Origin of the sequence: Aurantiacibacter zhengii (genome assembly GCF_003584125.1) — a bacterium.
GTDB classification, from domain to species: Bacteria; Pseudomonadota; Alphaproteobacteria; order Sphingomonadales; family Sphingomonadaceae; genus Alteraurantiacibacter; species Alteraurantiacibacter zhengii.
This window is the reverse complement of record NZ_QXFL01000001.1, coordinates 133,117-151,776: the sequence shown is the minus strand read 5'-3', so window position 1 is coordinate 151,776 and position 18,660 is coordinate 133,117. Positions and strand designations below refer to the sequence as shown.

The 18,660-nt window shown below is 62.6% G+C and carries 20 protein-coding genes; 13 read left to right on the top strand and 7 right to left on the bottom strand.

Translation table 11 applies throughout. From position 1 onward, the window contains the following. Positions 1-10 precede the first annotated feature (10 nt). Both D2V07_RS00725 and D2V07_RS00720 read left to right on the top strand, forming a co-directional pair. A complete protein-coding gene (locus tag D2V07_RS00725; RefSeq protein ID WP_119584113.1) occupies positions 11-1,192 on the top strand; it encodes a vWA domain-containing protein in 1,182 nt (393 codons plus the stop codon). A 74-nt stretch (positions 1,193-1,266) separates the two neighbouring features. Further along, positions 1,267-1,608: a hypothetical protein gene (locus D2V07_RS00720; RefSeq protein WP_147366875.1), complete on the top strand. Its 342-nt coding sequence runs from the start codon at positions 1,267-1,269 to the stop codon at positions 1,606-1,608. Here D2V07_RS00720 and D2V07_RS00715 read toward each other — a convergent pair. Further along, positions 1,602-2,804 carry an exo-beta-N-acetylmuramidase NamZ family protein gene (locus D2V07_RS00715; RefSeq protein ID WP_119584111.1) on the bottom strand — a complete coding sequence of 401 codons (1,203 nt, stop codon included), beginning with the start codon at positions 2,802-2,804 and terminating at the stop codon, positions 1,602-1,604. The two genes, D2V07_RS00720 and D2V07_RS00715, sit on opposite strands and share 7 nt — an antisense overlap. Beyond that, positions 2,801-3,346 carry a DOMON-like domain-containing protein gene (locus D2V07_RS00710; protein ID WP_199698699.1) on the bottom strand — a complete coding sequence of 182 codons (546 nt, stop codon included), beginning with the start codon at positions 3,344-3,346 and terminating at the stop codon, positions 2,801-2,803. The genes D2V07_RS00715 and D2V07_RS00710 overlap by 4 nt, the downstream gene beginning before the upstream one ends. A 63-nt stretch (positions 3,347-3,409) precedes the next feature. Here D2V07_RS00710 and tyrS point away from each other — a divergent pair, with 63 nt between their 5' ends. The 4 genes from tyrS (at position 3,410) to cysK (ending at position 7,364) form a co-directional block, all read left to right on the top strand. Further along, positions 3,410-4,642 carry a tyrosine--tRNA ligase gene (gene tyrS / locus D2V07_RS00705; RefSeq protein WP_119584109.1) on the top strand — a complete coding sequence of 411 codons (1,233 nt, stop codon included), beginning with the start codon at positions 3,410-3,412 and terminating at the stop codon, positions 4,640-4,642. A gap of 72 nt (positions 4,643-4,714) precedes the next feature. Continuing rightward, positions 4,715-5,053 carry a PilZ domain-containing protein gene (locus D2V07_RS00700; RefSeq protein ID WP_119584108.1) on the top strand — a complete coding sequence of 113 codons (339 nt, stop codon included), beginning with the start codon at positions 4,715-4,717 and terminating at the stop codon, positions 5,051-5,053. A 76-nt stretch (positions 5,054-5,129) separates the two neighbouring features. Further along, the gene (locus D2V07_RS00695; RefSeq protein WP_119584107.1) at positions 5,130-6,440 is read left to right on the top strand and encodes an MFS transporter; all 1,311 of its coding nucleotides are present in this window, start codon (positions 5,130-5,132) and stop codon (positions 6,438-6,440) included. 3 nt (positions 6,441-6,443) lie between these two features. Next, on the top strand, positions 6,444-7,364 hold the full coding sequence (gene cysK, locus D2V07_RS00690) for a cysteine synthase A (protein ID WP_119584106.1): 921 nt from the start codon (positions 6,444-6,446) through the stop codon (positions 7,362-7,364). Positions 7,365-7,461: 97 nt separating this feature from the next. Here cysK and hisI read toward each other — a convergent pair whose 3' ends face one another. Together hisI and D2V07_RS00680 are read right to left on the bottom strand one after the other, a co-directional pair. After that, entirely contained in the window at positions 7,462-7,851 is a 390-nt protein-coding gene (hisI, locus tag D2V07_RS00685; RefSeq protein ID WP_119584105.1) for a phosphoribosyl-AMP cyclohydrolase, read from the bottom strand. Between the two features lie 334 nt (positions 7,852-8,185). Further along, positions 8,186-8,833: a ComF family protein gene (locus tag D2V07_RS00680; RefSeq protein WP_119584104.1), complete on the bottom strand. Its 648-nt coding sequence runs from the start codon at positions 8,831-8,833 to the stop codon at positions 8,186-8,188. Positions 8,834-8,875: 42 nt separating this feature from the next. On the opposite strand from D2V07_RS00680, the gene D2V07_RS00675 reads away from it, so the two are divergent. Further along, positions 8,876-9,655 (top strand): methyltransferase domain-containing protein, encoded by a 780-nt coding sequence (locus D2V07_RS00675; protein ID WP_119584103.1) that lies wholly within the window; start codon positions 8,876-8,878, stop codon positions 9,653-9,655. Here the strand turns inward: D2V07_RS00675 and ppdK are convergent. From ppdK to D2V07_RS00660, 3 genes are all read right to left on the bottom strand, one after another. Further along, positions 9,641-12,313 (bottom strand): pyruvate, phosphate dikinase, encoded by a 2,673-nt coding sequence (ppdK, locus tag D2V07_RS00670; protein WP_119584102.1) that lies wholly within the window; start codon positions 12,311-12,313, stop codon positions 9,641-9,643. The two genes, D2V07_RS00675 and ppdK, sit on opposite strands and share 15 nt — an antisense overlap. A 119-nt stretch (positions 12,314-12,432) precedes the next feature. Then, entirely contained in the window at positions 12,433-14,592 is a 2,160-nt protein-coding gene (glyS, locus tag D2V07_RS00665) for a glycine--tRNA ligase subunit beta (RefSeq protein ID WP_119584101.1), read from the bottom strand. After that, positions 14,589-15,500, bottom strand: a complete 912-nt coding sequence (locus D2V07_RS00660; RefSeq protein ID WP_119584100.1) for a glycine--tRNA ligase subunit alpha — start codon at positions 15,498-15,500, stop codon at positions 14,589-14,591. The genes glyS and D2V07_RS00660 overlap by 4 nt, the downstream gene beginning before the upstream one ends. A gap of 95 nt (positions 15,501-15,595) precedes the next feature. On the opposite strand from D2V07_RS00660, the gene D2V07_RS00655 reads away from it, so the two are divergent. From D2V07_RS00655 to D2V07_RS00630, 6 genes are all read left to right on the top strand, one after another. Beyond that, on the top strand, positions 15,596-16,561 hold the full coding sequence (locus D2V07_RS00655) for a TraB/GumN family protein (RefSeq protein WP_158586741.1): 966 nt from the start codon (positions 15,596-15,598) through the stop codon (positions 16,559-16,561). Positions 16,562-16,739: 178 nt separating this feature from the next. Beyond that, positions 16,740-17,075 carry a UrcA family protein gene (locus tag D2V07_RS00650; protein ID WP_119584098.1) on the top strand — a complete coding sequence of 112 codons (336 nt, stop codon included), beginning with the start codon at positions 16,740-16,742 and terminating at the stop codon, positions 17,073-17,075. Between the two features lie 74 nt (positions 17,076-17,149). Then, entirely contained in the window at positions 17,150-17,548 is a 399-nt protein-coding gene (locus D2V07_RS00645; protein WP_147366873.1) for a hypothetical protein, read from the top strand. Further along, a complete protein-coding gene (locus D2V07_RS00640) occupies positions 17,548-18,024 on the top strand; it encodes a hypothetical protein (protein ID WP_119584096.1) in 477 nt (158 codons plus the stop codon). Before D2V07_RS00645 ends, D2V07_RS00640 begins: the two co-directional genes overlap by 1 nt. Continuing rightward, positions 18,021-18,218, top strand: a complete 198-nt coding sequence (locus tag D2V07_RS00635) for a helix-turn-helix transcriptional regulator (protein ID WP_119584095.1) — start codon at positions 18,021-18,023, stop codon at positions 18,216-18,218. The genes D2V07_RS00640 and D2V07_RS00635 overlap by 4 nt, the downstream gene beginning before the upstream one ends. Beyond that, positions 18,202-18,627, top strand: coding sequence for a hypothetical protein (locus D2V07_RS00630; protein WP_119584094.1), 426 nt, complete (start codon positions 18,202-18,204; stop codon positions 18,625-18,627). The genes D2V07_RS00635 and D2V07_RS00630 overlap by 17 nt, the downstream gene beginning before the upstream one ends. Positions 18,628-18,660 lie beyond the last annotated feature (33 nt).

Sequence of the window (18,660 nt, the reverse complement as noted above, 5' to 3'; positions counted from 1 at the left end):
ACCTCGGTACGTGCTGCTAAACTTTCTCGAGGAACTTCGCGGTGCTGGCATTCGTGCCAGCCTGAAAGAGCACCTGACTCTGCTGGAAGCGCTGGATTCCGACGTGATCGAGCGTCGTCCGGAGGAATTCTACTACCTCGCCCGCGCTACTTACGTGAAGGACGAGGGGCTGCTCGACCGGTTCGACCAGGTGTTTCACAAGGTCTTCCACGGTGTTTTTTCGGAGTCCGGCGAGCAGGAATATTCGATCCCCGAAGAATGGCTGCGTGCCGTCACCGAGAAATTTCTCACCGAAGAAGAACGCGCCGCGATCGAGCAACTGGGCGATTGGGACGAGATCATGGAGACGCTGAAGAAGCGTCTGGAGGAGCAGGACGAGGAACACCACGGCGGTAACAAGTGGATCGGCACCGGTGGCACCAGCCCATTCGGTCATTCGGGCTACAATCCCGCCGGCGTGCGCATTGGTGGCAAGAGCAAGAATCGCCGAGCCATCAAGGTCTGGGAAAAGCGCGAGTTCGCGAACCTCGATTCGAGCAAGGACTTGGGCACACGCAATATCAAGGTGGCGCTTCGTCGCCTGCGTCGTTTCGCCCGCGAAGGCGCGGCGGACGAGCTGGACCTCGATGCGACGATCCGCGGCACGGCCAAGCAGGGCTGGCTCGATATTCGCATGCGGCCGGAGCGGCACAACGCGGTGAAGCTGCTGCTATTCCTGGATGTCGGCGGTTCGATGGACGATCACGTGAAGGCGACGGAGGAATTGTTCAGCGCCGCCACCAGCGAATTCAAGAACATGGAGTTCTTCTACTTTCACAACTGCCTGTACGAAAGCGTATGGAAGGACAATTCGCGGCGCTGGAGCGAGCGTATTCCGACCTGGGATATCCTCCACAAGTTCGGGCACGACTACAAGATCGTGTTCGTGGGCGACGCCGCGATGAGCCCCTACGAGATCGCCTGGCCCGGCGGCAGCGTGGAGCACATGAACGAAGAGCCCGGCGAGACTTGGCTGAAGCGTGTGGTGGACACCTATCCGGCGGTCGCCTGGCTCAATCCCAATTCGCAGCGTTCGTGGGAATACACCCAGTCGACACACATGATCCGCCAGATCATGAATGACCGAATGTTCCCCCTGACACTGGACGGTCTCGACGATGCCATGCGGGAACTCAGCCGCAAGCACGGCTGACCGCCGCATGAATGGTGGCGATTTTGAGCAACGCAGCGACCTGTGATACCTTTCGGGGCAGAAAGGATAGAGCCGTGTTGAAATTTGCCCTGCCAACCCTTCTGCTTGCCGGCGCCAATCCGGCGGCAAGCGAGGATATCGTACGCTCGACCCAGCAGTCTTCCGCACAGGACGATGCAAGCCTGTCATTCGGCGAGGAAGAGCAGGCCGCAAGATGTGAGAACGACCCCGCGCTCGTACGAGGCGCGGAAGGCGATGCGCAGCTTTTTCGCGATCCCGCCAGCCCCAACGCCGTGGAGCCGATGCACGCCGTGGGCTACGAAGTGAACGGTTGCGAACTGCTGGTGATGACCGACGGCACCCTTTCCCTACCCCAGAACGACGAAGGGCCGGTGCAGGTACTCCCCGCTCAGTAGAGCAGCAGGTCCGCCACGTCTTCGCGCCATGCCGCTTCGTCCGCAGATGCCGCGTCGTCCAGATCGCCGGGGCTTGACGAGCGGTCGTCGACCCACTCCCGCAGACCGGGCCCGCCATTGATGACATCTATGGCGAGGTGGCCTTCGGTATACTCATACTTGAAGTCGGTGCCCCGCCAGATCGGATATTCCGGGTAGAGAATGCGAATCGCCTTGAAAGCAAGGGCTTGCAACCGCCACGGGCGGAACGCGGCGTGATCGTAGAACCCGCCCTCGGCATGGATCATCAGCGCGTTGCACAGTTCGCCCGCATGCTTGTGAAAGGTTGGTTCGAACCAGCATTCGCGCAGGGCGCAACCCGATAGCCACTCCGGAGCGACGCGTTCCATTTCGGTAAGGACGGCCTTGGCGTCCACATCGGGCGCGCCGAACAGCACTTCCAGCGGCCGTGTGGTGCCGCGACCTTCACTGAGCGTCGCGCCCTCGATCATGACCGTGCCGGCATAGGCCCGCGCCATGTTGAGGCTGGCGGCATTGGGACTGGGATTGATCCAGATACGATCGGTGGGCCAGCCAAGACCCGGCCCCTCCGGCAGCCAGTGGTGCATGGTAATGACGCGGTAATCGACATCCAGGTTGAAGTGGCGGATGAACCAGTGGCCCATTTCGCCCATCGTCAGCCCGTGGCGCATCGGCATGGCCGCGGCGCCGACAAAGCTTTCGTAGCCTTCCTGCAGTTTCGTGCCCTCCACCGGGCGACCGGCGGGATTGGGCCGGTCCAGCACCCACACCGTCTTGCCGTGCCTTGCGGCCTCTTCCAGCAGGTAGAGCAAGGTCGTGACGAAGGTGTAGATGCGGCAGCCCAGATCCTGCAGGTCGAACAGGAACACGTCCGCGCTCGACATCATCTGGCCGGTGGGGCGGCGAACCTCGCCATAGAGAGAGAACACGGGGATGCCGTAGACCGGATCGGTCTCGTCCGCCGTCTCCACCATGTTATCCTGCTTGTCGCCCTTCAGCCCGTGCTGCGGGCCGAAGGCGCTCGTAACGTTCACACCAGCGGCGATCAGCGCATCGAGGCTGTGCGTCAGATCCGCCGTGACGGAGGCAGGGTGCGCAACCAGTGCCACCCGCTTTCCTTCGAGCGGTTTGCGCAGGTCAGGTTCGGCAAGCAGCCGGTCTATTCCGAATTTCATGCAGCGCGGGTTCGCGCAAGTGAGCCCCGGAAGCAAGCAGGATCGTGAAAATCCGGCTGTTCCTTGTGGTGCGAAATCGCCCAGTAACTCTTCACCCCGCCCTCTTCCTCGATCACGGCAGAAAGACCGATGGAGGCAGGGGGCTCGGGCATCTGGGAGCGAGGCAGGGAGGCGTCGAAGATCGCCATCGCGGTGCCCGTGCGCATGGTGCAGTCAGGCTCGCGCGGGAACGGGCGCTCGCTCATGCCCTCGCGGTACTCGGTGAAGTCGTAGGCGGCCCAGCGCTCGGATGGAGACAGGTTGAACTCCGAATAGGAATTCGTTCCGTCCTTCTCCATCATGAACAGCTCGAAACACGTTGTTTTCCAGAGCCCGTCAGCCCTGCCGCGCCCTGCAAAGGCCGGCAGCACCAGCTTGCTCGGCCCGTCGATGCGCCAGCGAACCCGCACCCAGTTATCGGTAAGAGATAGAACACGCGCCTCCACCCGCCGGACTGCGAGTGGCGGATGCGCGGCATGTGCGACCAGTTCATGCGTTTGCAACTAAGATTCCTCGTGCTAGGCGCCCCCTTCAAACCATACCAGCAAGGCGCCAGATCCCCCGAAATGACGACTTACAACTCCGAATTGCTGCAACTGCTTTCAGAGCGGGGCTATGTCCATCAGGTTACCGACGCTGTGGGACTGGATGCCCTAGCTGTGCGGCAGGCCGTTCCCGGTTATATCGGTTTCGATGCGACTGCGCCATCGCTACACGTGGGATCGCTGGTGCAGATCATGATGCTGCGCCGACTCCAGCAGACCGGGCACAAGCCCATCGTGGTCATGGGCGGGGCCACCACGCGCATCGGCGACCCGACGGGCCGCGACGAAAGCCGCAAGATGCTGTCGGAAGAGGACATCAGTCGCAACATCGCATCGATCCGTACGGTGTTCGAGCGGCTGCTGACGTTCGGCGACGGTCGGACCGATGCGGTGATGGTCGACAATTTCGATTGGCTGGGCGACATCGGTTACATCGAGATGCTGCGCAAGGTCGGCACGCATTTCACCATCAACCGGATGCTGGCATTCGATTCGGTCAAGCTGCGGCTCGATCGCGAACAGCCAATGACCTTCCTCGAATTCAACTACATGATCCTGCAGGGTTATGATTTCCGCCACCTGGCGCAGGAGATGGGCGTGCGCCTGCAAATGGGCGGCAGCGACCAGTGGGGCAACATCGTGAACGGCATGGAACTGGGCCGCCGGATGGACGGGACCGAACTGTTCGGCCTCACTACGCCGCTGCTAACCACCGCCGATGGCGGCAAGATGGGCAAGACCGCCTCCGGCGCCGTATGGCTGAACGAGGAGCAACTGCCCGCCTACGATTTCTGGCAATACTGGCGCAATACCGACGACCGCGACGTGGGCCGTTTCCTGAAACTGTTCACGGACCTGCCGCTGGACGAGATCGCCCGCCTGGAAGCGCTGGAAGGCAGCGAGATCAACGCCGCCAAAGTCGTGCTGGCAGACGAAGTGACGAAGCTGGTGCGCGGTGAAGAGGCTGCCGCATCGGCCCGCGCGACGGCAGAGCAGACCTTTGCCGGTGGCGGCAAGGGAGAGGACCTGCCTACCCTTCCCGTCCCTCCGGAAGGTATCCGCATCGGTGCCGCACTGACGGAACTGGGGTTCACCCAATCCAACAAGGAAGCCAAGCGCAAGATCGCCGAAGGAGCGGTCAAGCTGGAGGAGGAGACGGTTTCCGATCCGGGCTATCTGATTGAATTGGCTGAAGGTACCGAGGCTCGTCTCAGCCTTGGCAAAAAGCGCCACGCGATCCTGAGAGGCTCCTAGCTTTACCAAACGTCCATCATTTCCTGACATTACCTTTCGCGGGTCTACACGCTAGAAAGGAAACAAGGCGAAATGGCAGGCGGAGCACAGCTTTCCGTTACCGATATGCGGCGCTCGACGCGGCATCCGGTCGACTATTCGGTCATCGCCGAGCACTTGCAGCACGGCGATCTGACCCTGCACATCTCCAACATATCCGCCCACGGCTTCATGATCGACAAGGTCGATGGTATCCAGCGCGGCGATCGGATGATCATTCGCCTTCCCGGCGTTGGCAGGATCGAGGCCTATTGCATCTGGGTGACCGACGACCGCGCCGGTTTCCAGTTCGAGCGTATCATCCGTTTCGATGCTTTCGAGGCGATGATCGCGGAAATGCAGCCGAACCCGGCGCTTCGCCGCCGCAGCTAGCACGGCAAGCAGGAGCTTTTACCGGCCCAATTTCGATTAGCTTGGCAAGCCGGTTTCCCGCTGCCATGGCGCGCGGGTGAGCACGCAGACTTCACCCTTTCGCATAGCCAACTTCCGCGCGTTCTGGTTCGCCCGTCTGGCGACCACGCTGGCGCAATACGCGATGATGCTGATCATCGGTTGGCAGACCTACAACCTCGCTCGCGATGGCGGGATGAGCGTGGGCGAGGCTTCGGGCCAGTTGGCGCTGATCGGGCTGCTTCAGTTCGTGCCGCTGTTCCTGCTGACGCCGTTCACGGGTCTCGCCGCTGACCGGTTCGACAGGCGCCTGCTGGGCCAGCTGACTGCGCTGTTGCAACTGGTCTGCGCAGGAGTGCTGGCGGCGTTCACCTGGCAGGACACGATAAGCCTTTGGGTGCTTTACGTGGTCGCCGTGGTACTGGGCGTGGTGCGCGCCTTTGCAGGACCGGCTCTTTCCGCGCTTGCCCCCAACCTCGTGCCGAAGGAAATCCTGCCCAGCGCCATCGCGCTCTCGTCCATCTCGTGGCAGGTGGGCATGATCGTCGGCCCGGCGGTGGGCGGTGTGCTTTACGAAATTGTGCCTGCCCTGCCCTATGCGGTGGGCGGGGTCCTCTTTCTGGTCGCAGCGGTGTGCCTCGCTTTCATTCGTGACCTGCCCAGGCAAAAGCCGCGTGCGCCGGCGCACCCCATCCAGCAAATCCGCGAGGGCATGGTCTATGTCTGGCGCAACAAGATGGTGCTGGGTTCGATTACACTGGACCTTTTCGCAGTATTCCTTGCAGGCGCGACCGCGCTGTTCCCGGTTTACGCGCGCGACATCCTGCAAGTGGGTGCGACGGGTCTCTCGCAGCTCGCCATGGCCCCGGCGATCGGGGCTGCGCTCACCGCGCTGTGGTTCTCCTTCCGTCCGCTGAAAAACCATGTCGGCCCGCTTATGCTGCTTTCCGTTGCCGCTTTCGGGGCGGCGACAATCGTGTTTGCCTTCTCCACCTCGATGGTGCTGAGCCTGGCGATGCTGTTCATCGTCGGCAGCGCCGACATGTTCAGCGTCTACATCCGGCAGTCGCTAATCCAGTTGCACACGCCGGATGAGAAGCGCGGCCGGGTGTCCGCCGTTTCGCAGCTGACGATCAGCGCCTCCAACGAATTCGGCGACTTCTTTTCCGGCAGTCTCGCGTTCCTGATCGGGCCGGTAGCGGCTGTGGCCCTTGGCGGCGTAGGCGCCATCGTGACGGTGGGACTGTGGGCGGTGCTGTTCCCGGTTTTGCGAACGACCCGGACCTTCGAGCCGCCTGAGGAATTGTTAGAGACAGATGAGGATTCGGACGGCAATACTGCGTCCGATCCGGCCAGGAAGGGAGCTTGACCCATGAAATTCGACAACGTCCTGCAATCCATCGGCAACACGCCGCACATTCGCCTTTCGCGCCTGTTTCCCGATCACGAGGTCTGGGTGAAGAGCGAGCGCGCCAACCCCGGCGGCTCGATCAAGGATCGCATCGCGCTCGCCATGGTGGAAGATGCCGAGAAAAGCGGCGCACTGAAACCGGGCGGCACGATCATAGAGCCCACCAGCGGCAACACCGGGGTCGGTCTGGCCATGGTGGCAGCGGTCAAGGGCTACAAGCTTGTGCTGGTCATGCCCGAGAGCATGAGCATCGAGCGCCGCCGTCTGATGCTCGCCTATGGTGCCAGCTTTGACCTGACGCCCAAGGAAAAGGGCATGAAGGGCGCGCTGGAACGCGCTGCCGAACTCGTCGGCCAGACCGACAATGCCTGGATGCCGCAGCAGTTCGAAAACCCCGCCAATGTCGAGGTTCATGCCCGCACCACCGCTGCCGAAATCCTTGCCGATTTCAGGGATGCCCCGCCCGACTACATGATCACGGGCGTAGGGACCGGCGGCCATCTTACCGGCTGCGCGGAAGCGCTGAAGAAAGAATGGCCGTCGCTAAAGGCCTATGCGGTGGAGCCCGAACAGTCTCCGGTAATTTCGGGCGGCCAGCCCGGCCCGCATCCGATCCAGGGGATCGGCGCGGGGTTCATTCCCGGCAACCTGCACACCAACGCGATCGACGGCGCGATCAAGGTGGATGCGGAAAAGGCGAAGGAAATGGCGCGCCGCTGCGCCCGTGAAGAAGGCCTGCTGGTGGGCATTAGCTCGGGCGCGACGCTCGCCGCCATAGACAGCAAGCTTGCCGAACTCGATGCCGGAACCCGCGTGCTTGGGTTTAACTACGACACTGGTGAGCGGTACTTCTCCGTGTCTGGCTTCTGGCCGGACGAATAGGTTCGCGCAAAATAGCGCACCGCATGGTGTTAGCCTTCGATATTCGTAGCGGCCGCGACCCCTTTGTGGCGGAGCGAGGCCCGTAGGGCGCGTAGCCTCAATCCTCGCCGTCTATGCGTTCGAGCCGGTCTCCCGTCAGCTTGCGGTAGAAACAACTGCGCGCCCCCGTATGGCACGCGGGGCCGGCAGGGCGCGCCTTCAATATGACCGCATCCTGATCGCAGTCGACCAGGATTGTTTCGACCTGCAAGGTGTTGCCGGAGGTTTCGCCCTTCATCCAGAGCTTGCCCCTGCTGCGCGAGTAGAAATGGGCGATGCCGGTTTTCCGCGTTGCTGCCAAGGCTTCGCTGTCCATGAAAGCCAGCATCAGGATTTCGCCGGTATCGACATGCTGGACAACCGCGCTCAGCAGTCCGGCCGCATCGAACTTGGGCATGAACGAACGGCCTGTCTCCCGCTCTGTATCGTTATCGGAAATCGCTCTCATCCTTTCGCAATCGCACAGTAGGTTGCACTCTCTGTACTCATTTGTTGCAAGATAAACACAGGCCCTCGGTAAAAACTAACAAGTGCTGACATCGCTGTTTGCTCGGGAACCTTTCTTTGAGATGAATGCTGCGCGGCTTGACGGGCCGCCTGCCATTCCGGCCAGGGAATGGGGGGTCTCGGCGCTACACTGAACGAACAGGGGCACCGGGTTCATGAGGGTTTGAAACTGGCGCGCTTGCTGGGGGGTATGCGCGACTGTTTCAGCGATATCGTCACGCGAACGCCCGGGTACCTGTACCCGGGCGTTTTGCGTTTCTCCCCTTGGCACTGCCCTATCGCCCTTCGATTACGCGGGAAAAACACGCCACGTGGACCCGCCGCACACCCGCTGCCCGAAGCGCAGCGATACAGGCATTGCTCGTCGCGCCGCTCGTCAGCACGTCGTCTACCAAGAGCACCTGCGCGCCGCCGAGTCGCTCGATTCGCGCGGGATTTGCCGCGATGGCTCCTGTCAGCACCTTCGCCCGCTCCTGCCGGCCAAGCCCGCCAAGGCTCGGCGTGCGCTTGCGGCGGACCAGCCCGTCGACCAGCAGGTCCACGTCGCGCAGCTTGCACAATTCCCGGGCGATAAGGGCAGACTGGTTGTACCCGCGCTGCCACAAGCGGATCCGGTGAAGCGGAACCGGCACGACAAGCCACGGCCCGCCCAGTTCGGGAAGCCGCGTTGCAATCTGCCGCGCCATCATTCCGGCGAGCGCGATCTTGCGGCCGTGCTTGAAATTGAGCACCAGCTGGCGGGCGGTATCGTTGTAGAGCGTGGCGGCCGTGACCCCGTCCTCTCCGGCGACATCGGGGATTTCCAGCGTCGCCCAGCATGCGGCGCAGAGCCCTTTCTGCGAGGCGATTGCCTCCCCGCAAAGCGGGCATCGCGGCGGGTAGATCAGGTCTACAATCGGGGCGAATGCGTCTTTCACGGACATGCGGGCTATGCTGCCCGCGCCGTGACCGGTAAGCAAGCGCACATGAATTCAACTCCTCCGCTGATATTCTCCGAAGCGCGCCGCGCCGCGGTCCGTTCACGCATGCTGGCCCTGCAAACCCGTGAAGCGGACCCTGCCCGCTTCATCCTGGACGACATGGTGGATGATATCGCCGAACGGCTCGCTTTCGTGCGGCACGAATCGGCAAAAGCGCTGGTGGTCGGGGATTACACAGATCGCCTGGCCTCACAGGTGCTGACCGCAACACCCGATATCCACCAGGCCGACATCGTAGGCGATCACGCCATCGATCTTGCCCGGCCCTTTCCGCGTTCGGGATTCGATTTCATTGCCGTTCTCGGCCTGCTGGACACCGTGAACGACCTGCCGGGCGCGCTGATCCACTTAAGACAGGCCCTGGCACCCGGTGGCCTGGTTATCGCGATGTTTCCGGGGGCGGGTTCTCTGCCGCGGTTGCGACAGGCGATCTATGCGGCCGAGCCGGACAGGCCAGCGGCTCGCATGCACCCCCTCGTCGACACGCGGGCTGGCGCCGAACTGTTGCAGCGCGCAGGCTGGAAAGACCCGGTCGTCGATTCGCACAATCTCAAGGTCCGCTATCGCTCGCTCGACCGACTGGTTGCGGACTTGCGCCAGCAGGGCCTGGGCAGGAGCCTGGCCTCTGCCGTCCCGCCGCTGACCCGCACGGGGTACGAACGAGCGCGGCAGGTGTTCATGCAACAGGCGGACGAGGATGGCCGCGTGACCGAGACCTTCGCCATCCTCACGCTGTCGGGCAGGCGCTCCCTAGCGGGAACGTAGCGCCGCCTGCGCCGCCGCAAGCCTCGCAATCGGTACACGGTAGGGGGAGGCGGATACGTAATCGAGACCGACTTTCTCGCAAAATGCGATGCTCTCCGGATCGCCGCCGTGTTCGCCGCAGATACCCAGCTTCAGATCGGCACGCGTCGCCCTGCCCCGTTCGGCGGCGATTTCCACTAACTGGCCTACCCCGTCGACATCCAGCGTCACAAAGGGATCGCGGGCATAGATGCCCTTGTCGACATAGGGTGACAGGAACCGCCCGGCATCGTCGCGGGACACACCCAGCGCAGTCTGCGTAAGGTCGTTGGTGCCGAAGCTGAAGAACAGCGCTTCCTCGGCAATCTCGCCTGCCATCAGAGCGGCGCGCGGCAGTTCGATCATGGTGCCGACCAGGTATTCGACTTCGGCGCCCTTCTCGGCAAAGACCTGCGCAGCCGTATCGTTCACCAGTTTGCGCAGGATCTGCAGTTCCTTGCGCGTCGCGACCAGAGGAATCATGACTTCTGGTACGACGGGGTCGCCACCTTCCGCCGTGACTTCGCAGGCTGCCTCGAAGATGGCGCGGGCCTGCATCTCGTAGATTTCGGGGAACGTGATCCCCAGGCGGCAGCCACGGTGGCCCAGCATGGGGTTGAACTCGTGCAGTTCCCCGGCACGCCGCTTTAGGTGCTCGACATCCACATCGAGGCTGGCCGAAAGCTCCTCGAACTCCTCGTCGCGCGAGGGCATGAATTCGTGCAACGGCGGATCGAGCAGGCGGATCGTGCAGGGAAGACCGTGCATCGTGCGGAAGATCTCCGCAAAGTCGCTGCGTTGTTCCGGCAGCAGCTTTTCCAGCGCCTTGCGTCGGCCCGCCTCGTCATCGGCCAGGATCATCTGGCGCACGGCCAGAATACGGCCCGCATCGAAGAACATGTGCTCCGTGCGGCACAGGCCGATACCTTCCGCGCCAAAGCCGCGCGCGGTCTTGCAGTCCTCCGGTGTCTCGGCGTTGGTGCGCACGCCCATGCGGCGATGTTTGTCCGCCCATTCCATCAGGACCCCGAAATCGCCCGCCAGTTCGGGCTCTATCGTGGGCACGCGGCCCGCCATGATCTGTCCTGTTGCGCCGTCCAGCGTGATGACGTCGCCTTCCTTCAACTCGCGCTTGCCGATGCGCAGCGTGCGCTCTTTCAGGTTGATCGACACGGCCGAAGCGCCGGAGACGCAGGGGCGGCCCATGCCGCGCGCCACCACGGCTGCGTGGCTCGTCATGCCGCCGCGCGCGGTCAGGATGCCGCGGGCAGCGTGCATGCCGTGGATGTCCTCGGGCGAGGTTTCCACCCGCACAAGGACGACATCTTCCTCGCGGTTCGCCCACAGTTCGGCGGTATCGGCGTCCAGGACGATCTTGCCCGATGCAGCGCCGGGCGATGCCGGGAGTCCGCTAGCGAGTTCGTCACGCGGGGCGTCGGGGTCTAGCGTGGGGTGCAAAAGCTGGTCGAGCGCCATGGGGTCGACGCGCAGGATCGCGGTCTTCTCGTCGATCAGGCCCTCGTCTACCATGTCCACCGCCATCTTCAGCGCCGCCTTGGCGGTACGCTTGCCGGTGCGGGTCTGCAGCATCCACAGCTTGCCCTCCTGCACGGTGAACTCGATGTCCTGCATGTCCTTGTAATGCTTTTCCAGCAGGTCGAAGACGCGCGCCAGTTCCTCGTAGGCAGCGGGCATGGCTTCTTCCATGCTCGGCTTTTCCGCCCCTGCCGCTTCGCGCCGCGCCTTCGTCAAGTATTGCGGCGTGCGAATGCCCGCCACCACGTCCTCACCCTGGGCGTTGACCAGCCATTCGCCGTAGTAGGATCGTTCGCCGGTGGACGGATCGCGGGTGAAGGCAACGCCGGTGGCGCTGGTATCGCCCATGTTGCCGAACACCATGGCCTGCACGTTCACCGCAGTGCCCATGTCGTGCGGGATGGAATTGAGGCGGCGGTAGATTTTCGCGCGCTCGGTGTCCCAGCTGGCGAATACGGCGCCGATCGCGCCCCATAGCTGCTCGTGAACATCCTGCGGGAAGGGTTCGCCGCCCCGCTCCGCCTTCACGATCTGCTTGAATTCGTCGACGATGGCGCGCCAGTTCTCGGCCGTTATCTCGGTGTCGGTGAAATAGCCGTTGTCTTCCTTGGCGATCTCCACCGCTTCCTCGAACAGGCCATGATCCAAGCCGAGGACGACGTCGGAGTACATCTGCACGAAGCGGCGATAGCTGTCCCAGGCGAAGCGATCGTCGCCGCTGACCCTGGCCAGCCCCTCTACCGTCTCGTCATTCAGGCCCAGGTTCAGCACGGTGTCCATCATGCCGGGCATGGATACCGCCGCGCCCGAGCGGACCGACACCAGCATGGGATCCGCCGCATCGCCGAACGACTTGCCCACGGCGCGTTCGATATGCGCCAGGGCATCGGCAACGTGGGCGCGCAGTTCGTCGGAGAACGCGGCGCCGTGTTCCAGATAGCGCACCGATTCCTCGGTGGTGATGGTGAAGCCGGGAGGGACCGGCAGCCCGATGCTGGCCATCTCGGCAAGGTTGGCGCCCTTGCCGCCGGTAACGGTCTTGTCGCGCTGGCGGGGATCGTTGTGCGGAGCATCGCCGCCGAATGTGTAGACCGTTTGCGTCATTACCTCACCTTTGACCTGGAACGGTGAAACGGTGCATTTGCAAAAGCCCGCTTTCGCCCCAAACATCTGTTATTACGCGTTATTCCCTCAAATCCGGCGCAGGACATGTGACCTTTGCCCTACCCCTCGATCTTCGAGAAATCGGCGACGTTGTGCACTGCAGCACGGAAACGTGCAAGCAAGTCGAGACGCGATGCACGCTTGTCCTCGTCGGGGTCATTCACCGTAACCTCTTCAAAAAAGGCGTCGATCGGTGCGCGAAGGCTGGCAAGCGCAGACATCGCTGTTGCGAAATCTTCCTTTTCAATGGCTTGGCTCGCCCGCGGTTCCGCCGCATCCAGCGCCTCGATCAGGGCCTTCTCGGCAGGTTCGGGCGTGTAGGACAGTTCGCGCGCGTGACGCTCGCTCATCTTGGCGTCGATCACGGCCTTCATGTCGGGATCGTCGACCAAGGCCAGCGGGTCTTCCTCACCGGTGCGGGCAATCTCGCCCTCGATGCCGCGCCAGTCTTCCTTTTTGAGGATGTTGGCGGCGCGCTTGTATCCGGCGAGCAGGTTGGTGCCGTTGTCCGTACTCAAAAATTCGGCAAGAGCTCGAGCGCGCGCTTCGATCCTGTCGGTCCTCGCATCGGTATGCCCCTGCCACTCTCTTGATGCGGCGATGTAGTCGTGGCGGACACCTTCCTCGCGCATCTGCACGGCAAGACGGTCAGACAGGAATTCGGCAACCCGCGTGCCGAGTTTGGCCTGCCCCAAACCGCCCCACGCCTGTGCCGCTTGTTCCAGCGATAGTTCCAATCCGTTCGCCTGCACCAGTCGAAGATAGCCCAATGCCGCACGGCGCAGGGCAAAGGGATCTTTCGATCCGGTGGGCAGGATATCGATGTTGAAGAAACTGAAAAGGTTATCCAGCTTGTCGGCAAGGCTGACGGCGACGGTCAGGGGTGCCGTCGGCACTTCGTCGTCCTGCCCCACAGGCTTGTAATGGTCTCGGATGGCATCGGCCACTTCCTGCGGCAGCCCTTCCTTCTCGGCATAATAGCCGCCCATCAGGCCCTGCAATTCCGGGAATTCGCCGACCATTTCCGTGACGAGATCGGATTTAGACAGTTCAGCCGCCTGCCGCGCCATATTGTGATCGCCGTTCGGAGCGCGAGCGTCTGAAGTGAGCCATGCGGCCAGCTTCGCCACCCGGTCCACCTTGTCGGCGACGGTGCCCAGCTTCTCGTGGAAGGTAATCCGTTCCAGCTTCTTCGCATGTTCGCGAAGCGGGGTTTTCTGGTCCAGCTCCCAGAAGAAGCGGGCGTCGCTCAGCCTTGCAGCCAGCACTTTGCGGTTGCCGTCGACGATGGCCGCGCCGCCGTCTGCCGCTTCGATATTGGCGGTGCAGACGAAGGCGTTGGCCAGCTTGCCCGCGCTATCCTCGCATACGAAATATTTTTGGTTCACCCGCGCGGTGAGCTGGATGACCTCGGGCGGCACGTCGAGGAAGTCTTCGTCGAAGCGGCCCAGCAGCGGCACCGGCCATTCGGTCAGGCCAGCGTTCTCGATCACCAGCCCCTCGTCCTCGACAAGCTTGAGGCCAGCATCGGCGGCAACCTTGGCCGCGGCAGAACGCACGATGTCCTGCCGCTCTTCGTGGTCCACGATCACGTGGCAGGCGCGCAGTTTCTCGGCGTAGTCGTCGGCGCTGCCGATGGTGATGTCACCAGAGTGGTGGAAGCGGTGGCCCAGCGTGACCCACCCTGAGGTGACGCCGTGCACTTCGCATTCGACCAGTTCCTCGCCCAGCAGCGCAACGATGCCCGACAGCGGGCGCACCCAGCGCAAGGATTCGGTCGAAAGCGATGCCTCGCCCCAGCGCATGGACTTGGGCCAGGAGAAATCGCGGATGATTGCGGGGATCGCCTCGGCCAGCAGGTCCTTCGTGGCGCGTCCGGGAATGTTCTTCACTGCGAAATAGGTTTCGCGGCCCTTCACATCGCGCACTTCGAGGTCGTCGCGTGAAACGCCCTGCTTGCGGCAGAACCCGTCGACAGCCTGATCGGGCGCGCCAACGGGCGGGCCCTTCTCTTCGCTGCTGACCGGCTGCGTCGCATCGGGAAGGCCGCGTGTGATCAGGGCAAGGCGGCGCGGGGTGGACCAGATGGTGATATCGCCGAAGTCGACGCCAGCGGCCTCCATCTCGCGGCGGAACAGCTTTTCCAGTTCCGCGCGCGCGCCAGCCTGCATCCGGGCAGGAATTTCCTCGGAGCGCAGTTCGAGGAGGAAATCACTCATAGCGACCACTCCGGATATTTCTCTTTCCAGGCAGGCGCCATTTTCTCCGCGTATTTCTCACAGGAACCGCGCGCCAGGTCGCGCACGCGGGCCATGTAGCTGGCGCGTTCCTGCACGCTGATCACGCCGCGCGCTTGCAGCAGGTTGAACAGGTGGCTGGCCTCCACCGCCTGTTCGTAGGCGGCGATGGGAACGTCGGCGTCGAGCGCGTTCCTGCACTCCGCCTCCGCCTTGTTGAACAGGTCGAACAGGGGATCGGTCTCGGCAACCTCGAAGTTCCACTTCGACATCTGCTTCTCGTTCTCGAGGAAGACTTCGCCATACGAAACTCCGCGACCGTTGAAGTCGAGATCGTACACGTTGTCCACGCCTTGGATGTACATGGCGAGGCGCTCGAGGCCGTAGGTCAATTCACCCGCAACCGGCTTGCAGTCGAAACCGCCCATCTGCTGGAAATAGGTGAACTGGGTGACTTCCATCCCGTCGCACCACACTTCCCAGCCAAGGCCCCATGCACCCAGCGTCGGGCTTTCCCAGTCGTCCTCCACGAAGCGGATATCATGCTTCAGCGGGTCGATGCCGATGACGCGCAGGCTTTCGAGGTACAGGTCCTGAATGTTTGCCGGGCTCGGCTTCAGGATGACCTGGTACTGGTAGTAGTGCTGCAACCGGTTCGGGTTCTCGCCATAGCGACCATCGGTCGGGCGGCGGCACGGCTGCACGAAGGCGGCGTTCCACGGCTCCGGCCCCAGCGCGCGCAGCGTGGTGGCGGTGTGGAAGGTGCCTGCGCCCATGCGCATGTCGTAGGGTTGCAGGATCAGGCAGCCCTGCGCGCTCCAGAAATCGTGCAGGGCCAGGATCATGTCCTGGAAGCTGGCCTTGGGGTCTCTTGCCGGATTGTTGTCCATAGGTGCGGCGCAATGGCTCAAGCCCTGCAAGCCGTCAATGCCGCAGGCGCGAAGCGTGCTTGACACGAGGGGTGATGCAGGTGTGTGTTGCCGCCATGACGAGCCGTGTTCTCAAGGCCTTGGGCGCTGTGGCTGCCACGCTGGCCGCCACCCTCCCCCTACCGCTGCTGGCGCAGGAGGATGGCCGCTATGCCTTCACCCAGGATTACGATCCCGCGCCCGCCATGTGGGAACTGTCGGACGAGGATACGACAATCTACATGCTGGGCACGATCCACCTGCTGCCCGAGGGGTTTCGCTGGCGCAATCCGCAGCTCGACACCATCATCGAGGAGGCGGACGTGCTGGTGGTGGAGACCAGCGATGCCGACAGCGAAGGGGCGGTGGAATCGATCAGCCCCAAGATCGTGCGGGTGCTGGCGAACCGGCAACCCACCTCCGCCCAGCTATCCCCCCAGTCGCGCCCCCGCTGGCGCCAGCTCGTCGCGATGAGCGGGCTTCCGTTCGAGTATGTCGACAACGTTCCGGTCATGGTGGCGCTTTTGGGTTTCGGGCAGGCCGGGCTGGCGGGTGATCCGTCAAGCTACGATCATGGAGTGGAAACCGTGCTTCAGCGGGAGTTTACCGAGCGTGGCAAGCCGATCGAGTCGATCGAGGATTTCGGACGCGTGATGTACTCGCTTTTCCGCACCGATGACGAGGCCGTGGTGAGCGAGCTGGACGTGCAGCTTCGGCAATGGGGCGGCAAGACGCTGGACGGGCTCTACAGCGCCGAAACGCAGGCTCTGGTCGGCAACGACTACTGGGCGATGGAGCACGCCTGGGCGCGCGGCGAGGTTGCCGAGGAATTCGACTTGGGCTTTGGCGGTGGCAAGATCGGCGATGCCTTCAACGAGGTTTTGCTCGACCGGCGCAACGCCCAGTGGGCCGCTTGGCTGGAAAACCGGCTGGAGCAACCTGGTACGGTACTGCTGGCGGTGGGCGCAGGACACTTCGAGGGACCCGAGTCGGTCCTCGCATACCTCGAGGGCCGTGGTTTGCGGGCCCGTCGCATCAACTGATCTCTGGGATGGTTATGCTTGCATATCAGCAGTTTGCTGAACCTATGGTCATGCCTGCGTGTCTTTTTGTCAGGTCTTGTTGACATAGTCAGCGAATCGCGACATAAAGTCAGGACAACCTGACATAACGGAAGGTTGACCTAACCACTGGACCCAATATCCAAGCTGGAGACCTGAGATGTTCAAGATCGCCACCACCACCCTGTTCGCCCTTTCCGCTATCACCCTCGCCGTTCCTGCGGCTGCGCAGCCGGAGCAGAACGATGTTACCGTCGAAATCCGTCTCGACGGACTCGACCTTACCCGTGCGGAAGACCGGGATCGTCTGGACGACCGTGTCGAATACGCCATCCGCCGCGCCTGCCGCGTCAACGGGATGGACTCCCATTCGCGCAAGACCCAGCGCGCCTGCCAGGAAAGCATGACCGATCTGCTGGCCCCGCAGGTCGAACTCGCCATCGCCGAAGCGCGCGGCCCCTCCCTTGCCGCTATCGAAGCCAATCCCGGCGCGTGAAGCCAACCGGGTTCGGGGTCGGCACCAGCCCGCCGACCCCGATATATTCCTCTCTGCACAGGACCTGCTCAAACATGACGTCAGCAAAGCCACGCAAAAACCGTGCGCCGCTCAACCTGTTAATGGGCATTATCGGCCTGTTGGCGATAATGGCTGTCGTTCCGGCACGGATAATGGACGCGCCGCCCTACACGGCCGCCCCGTTCGTGCTGGCACTGATCGTCAGCCTGTCGGTGATGTTTGCGACCCGCAAGAGCGACGAATATACGCTGGGGCTGTGGGGCGCTGGCGCGAACGCCGCGTTTGCAGTGATCGTGGCATGGATGCTGATCGCGCCTTTCTTCGAGGGGTTCTATGACGGACTGACAGGCAACGAGGCCGGAATGAACTTTCCGGCGGAGGGGGGCAGCATCGCTGCCATCCTGGCCTTCTACCTGGTATTCAACACAAAACGCCTGACAGGAGCCCTGTGATGCAAGCGACCAAGACCGATCGCGGATTGTATCGCTGGTACTACCGGCTGATGAACCTTTGCCTGCTGGCAGGTGTCGTCCTCATAGCCGATGCCGCGCTGAGCGTTGCCCCCCTTGTCTATGCCGACGGGAGCTATCCCGCTTGGTACCTTGCCCTCGGCTATATCGGGATATTCCTGGCGTCCTTCGTCGCTCCGGTCCTGGTTGTGGCGCGTTTCATGCGCGACGAATATGCCGAGCAGTTGTTCCATCGCACTACGGACGTGATGATCTACGTTGCGGTGGCCGTACCGTTTGTGATCTTTGCCGCAGCGGTCGTGGTTTACGCGATAACCTCGGCACCGGAAGCGCCCTACCCCTTCAACCTTTTCATGGAAGAAATTACCGTGTGGAAAGCGATGTGGGAGGCATACGAGTACTTCTGCCTCCTGTTCGTCTTCATTTTCCAGTTCCTGCGCTGGAAGGACAGTCGATGAACAACCGCCTCAAGGTCTTGCGCGCCGAACGCGACTGGAGCCAGGCGGAACTGGCAGGGAGGCTCGAGGTATCGCGCCAGGCCGTGAACGCCATCGAGACCGGCAAGCACGACCCCTCGCTGCCGCTCGCATTTCGCATCGCGCGCCTGTTTGACATGCCTATCGAGGAGATCTTCGATGACGGACAAGACTGATACCTTCTCGGGCGAGGCCCGGCTCAAATCCCGCCGCAACAGTCTCTGGCGTTTCTGCGCGATTGGCACAGGGATTGCCGCTGGCGTGGGCCTGGTCGCCGGATATGCAGGTGGTCTTTACGCGGACGGAACCCTGCCCGCATGGGCTCTGTTCGCAACCTGGGTCGTAGCCGTCATGAGTTTCGCCTGGTTTAGCTGGGAATATTTCCGCCGGGTCGACGAACTGGACATGCTCGACAACCTCTGGTGCTGCCTGTTCGGCCTGTATTTCTACATCGTTGCCTTCCCCAGCTGGTGGCTGTTCCACGACCTCGGCCTCGCGCCGGAAATCAATCACGTGGCGATCTATCTTGCCACTCTGGGTATCGGCGCAGTCGTCTACATCGCCCGCAAGCTGGGCTTGCGCTGACCTTTCCTTCCTTCCAATCAATGACCAACCCCC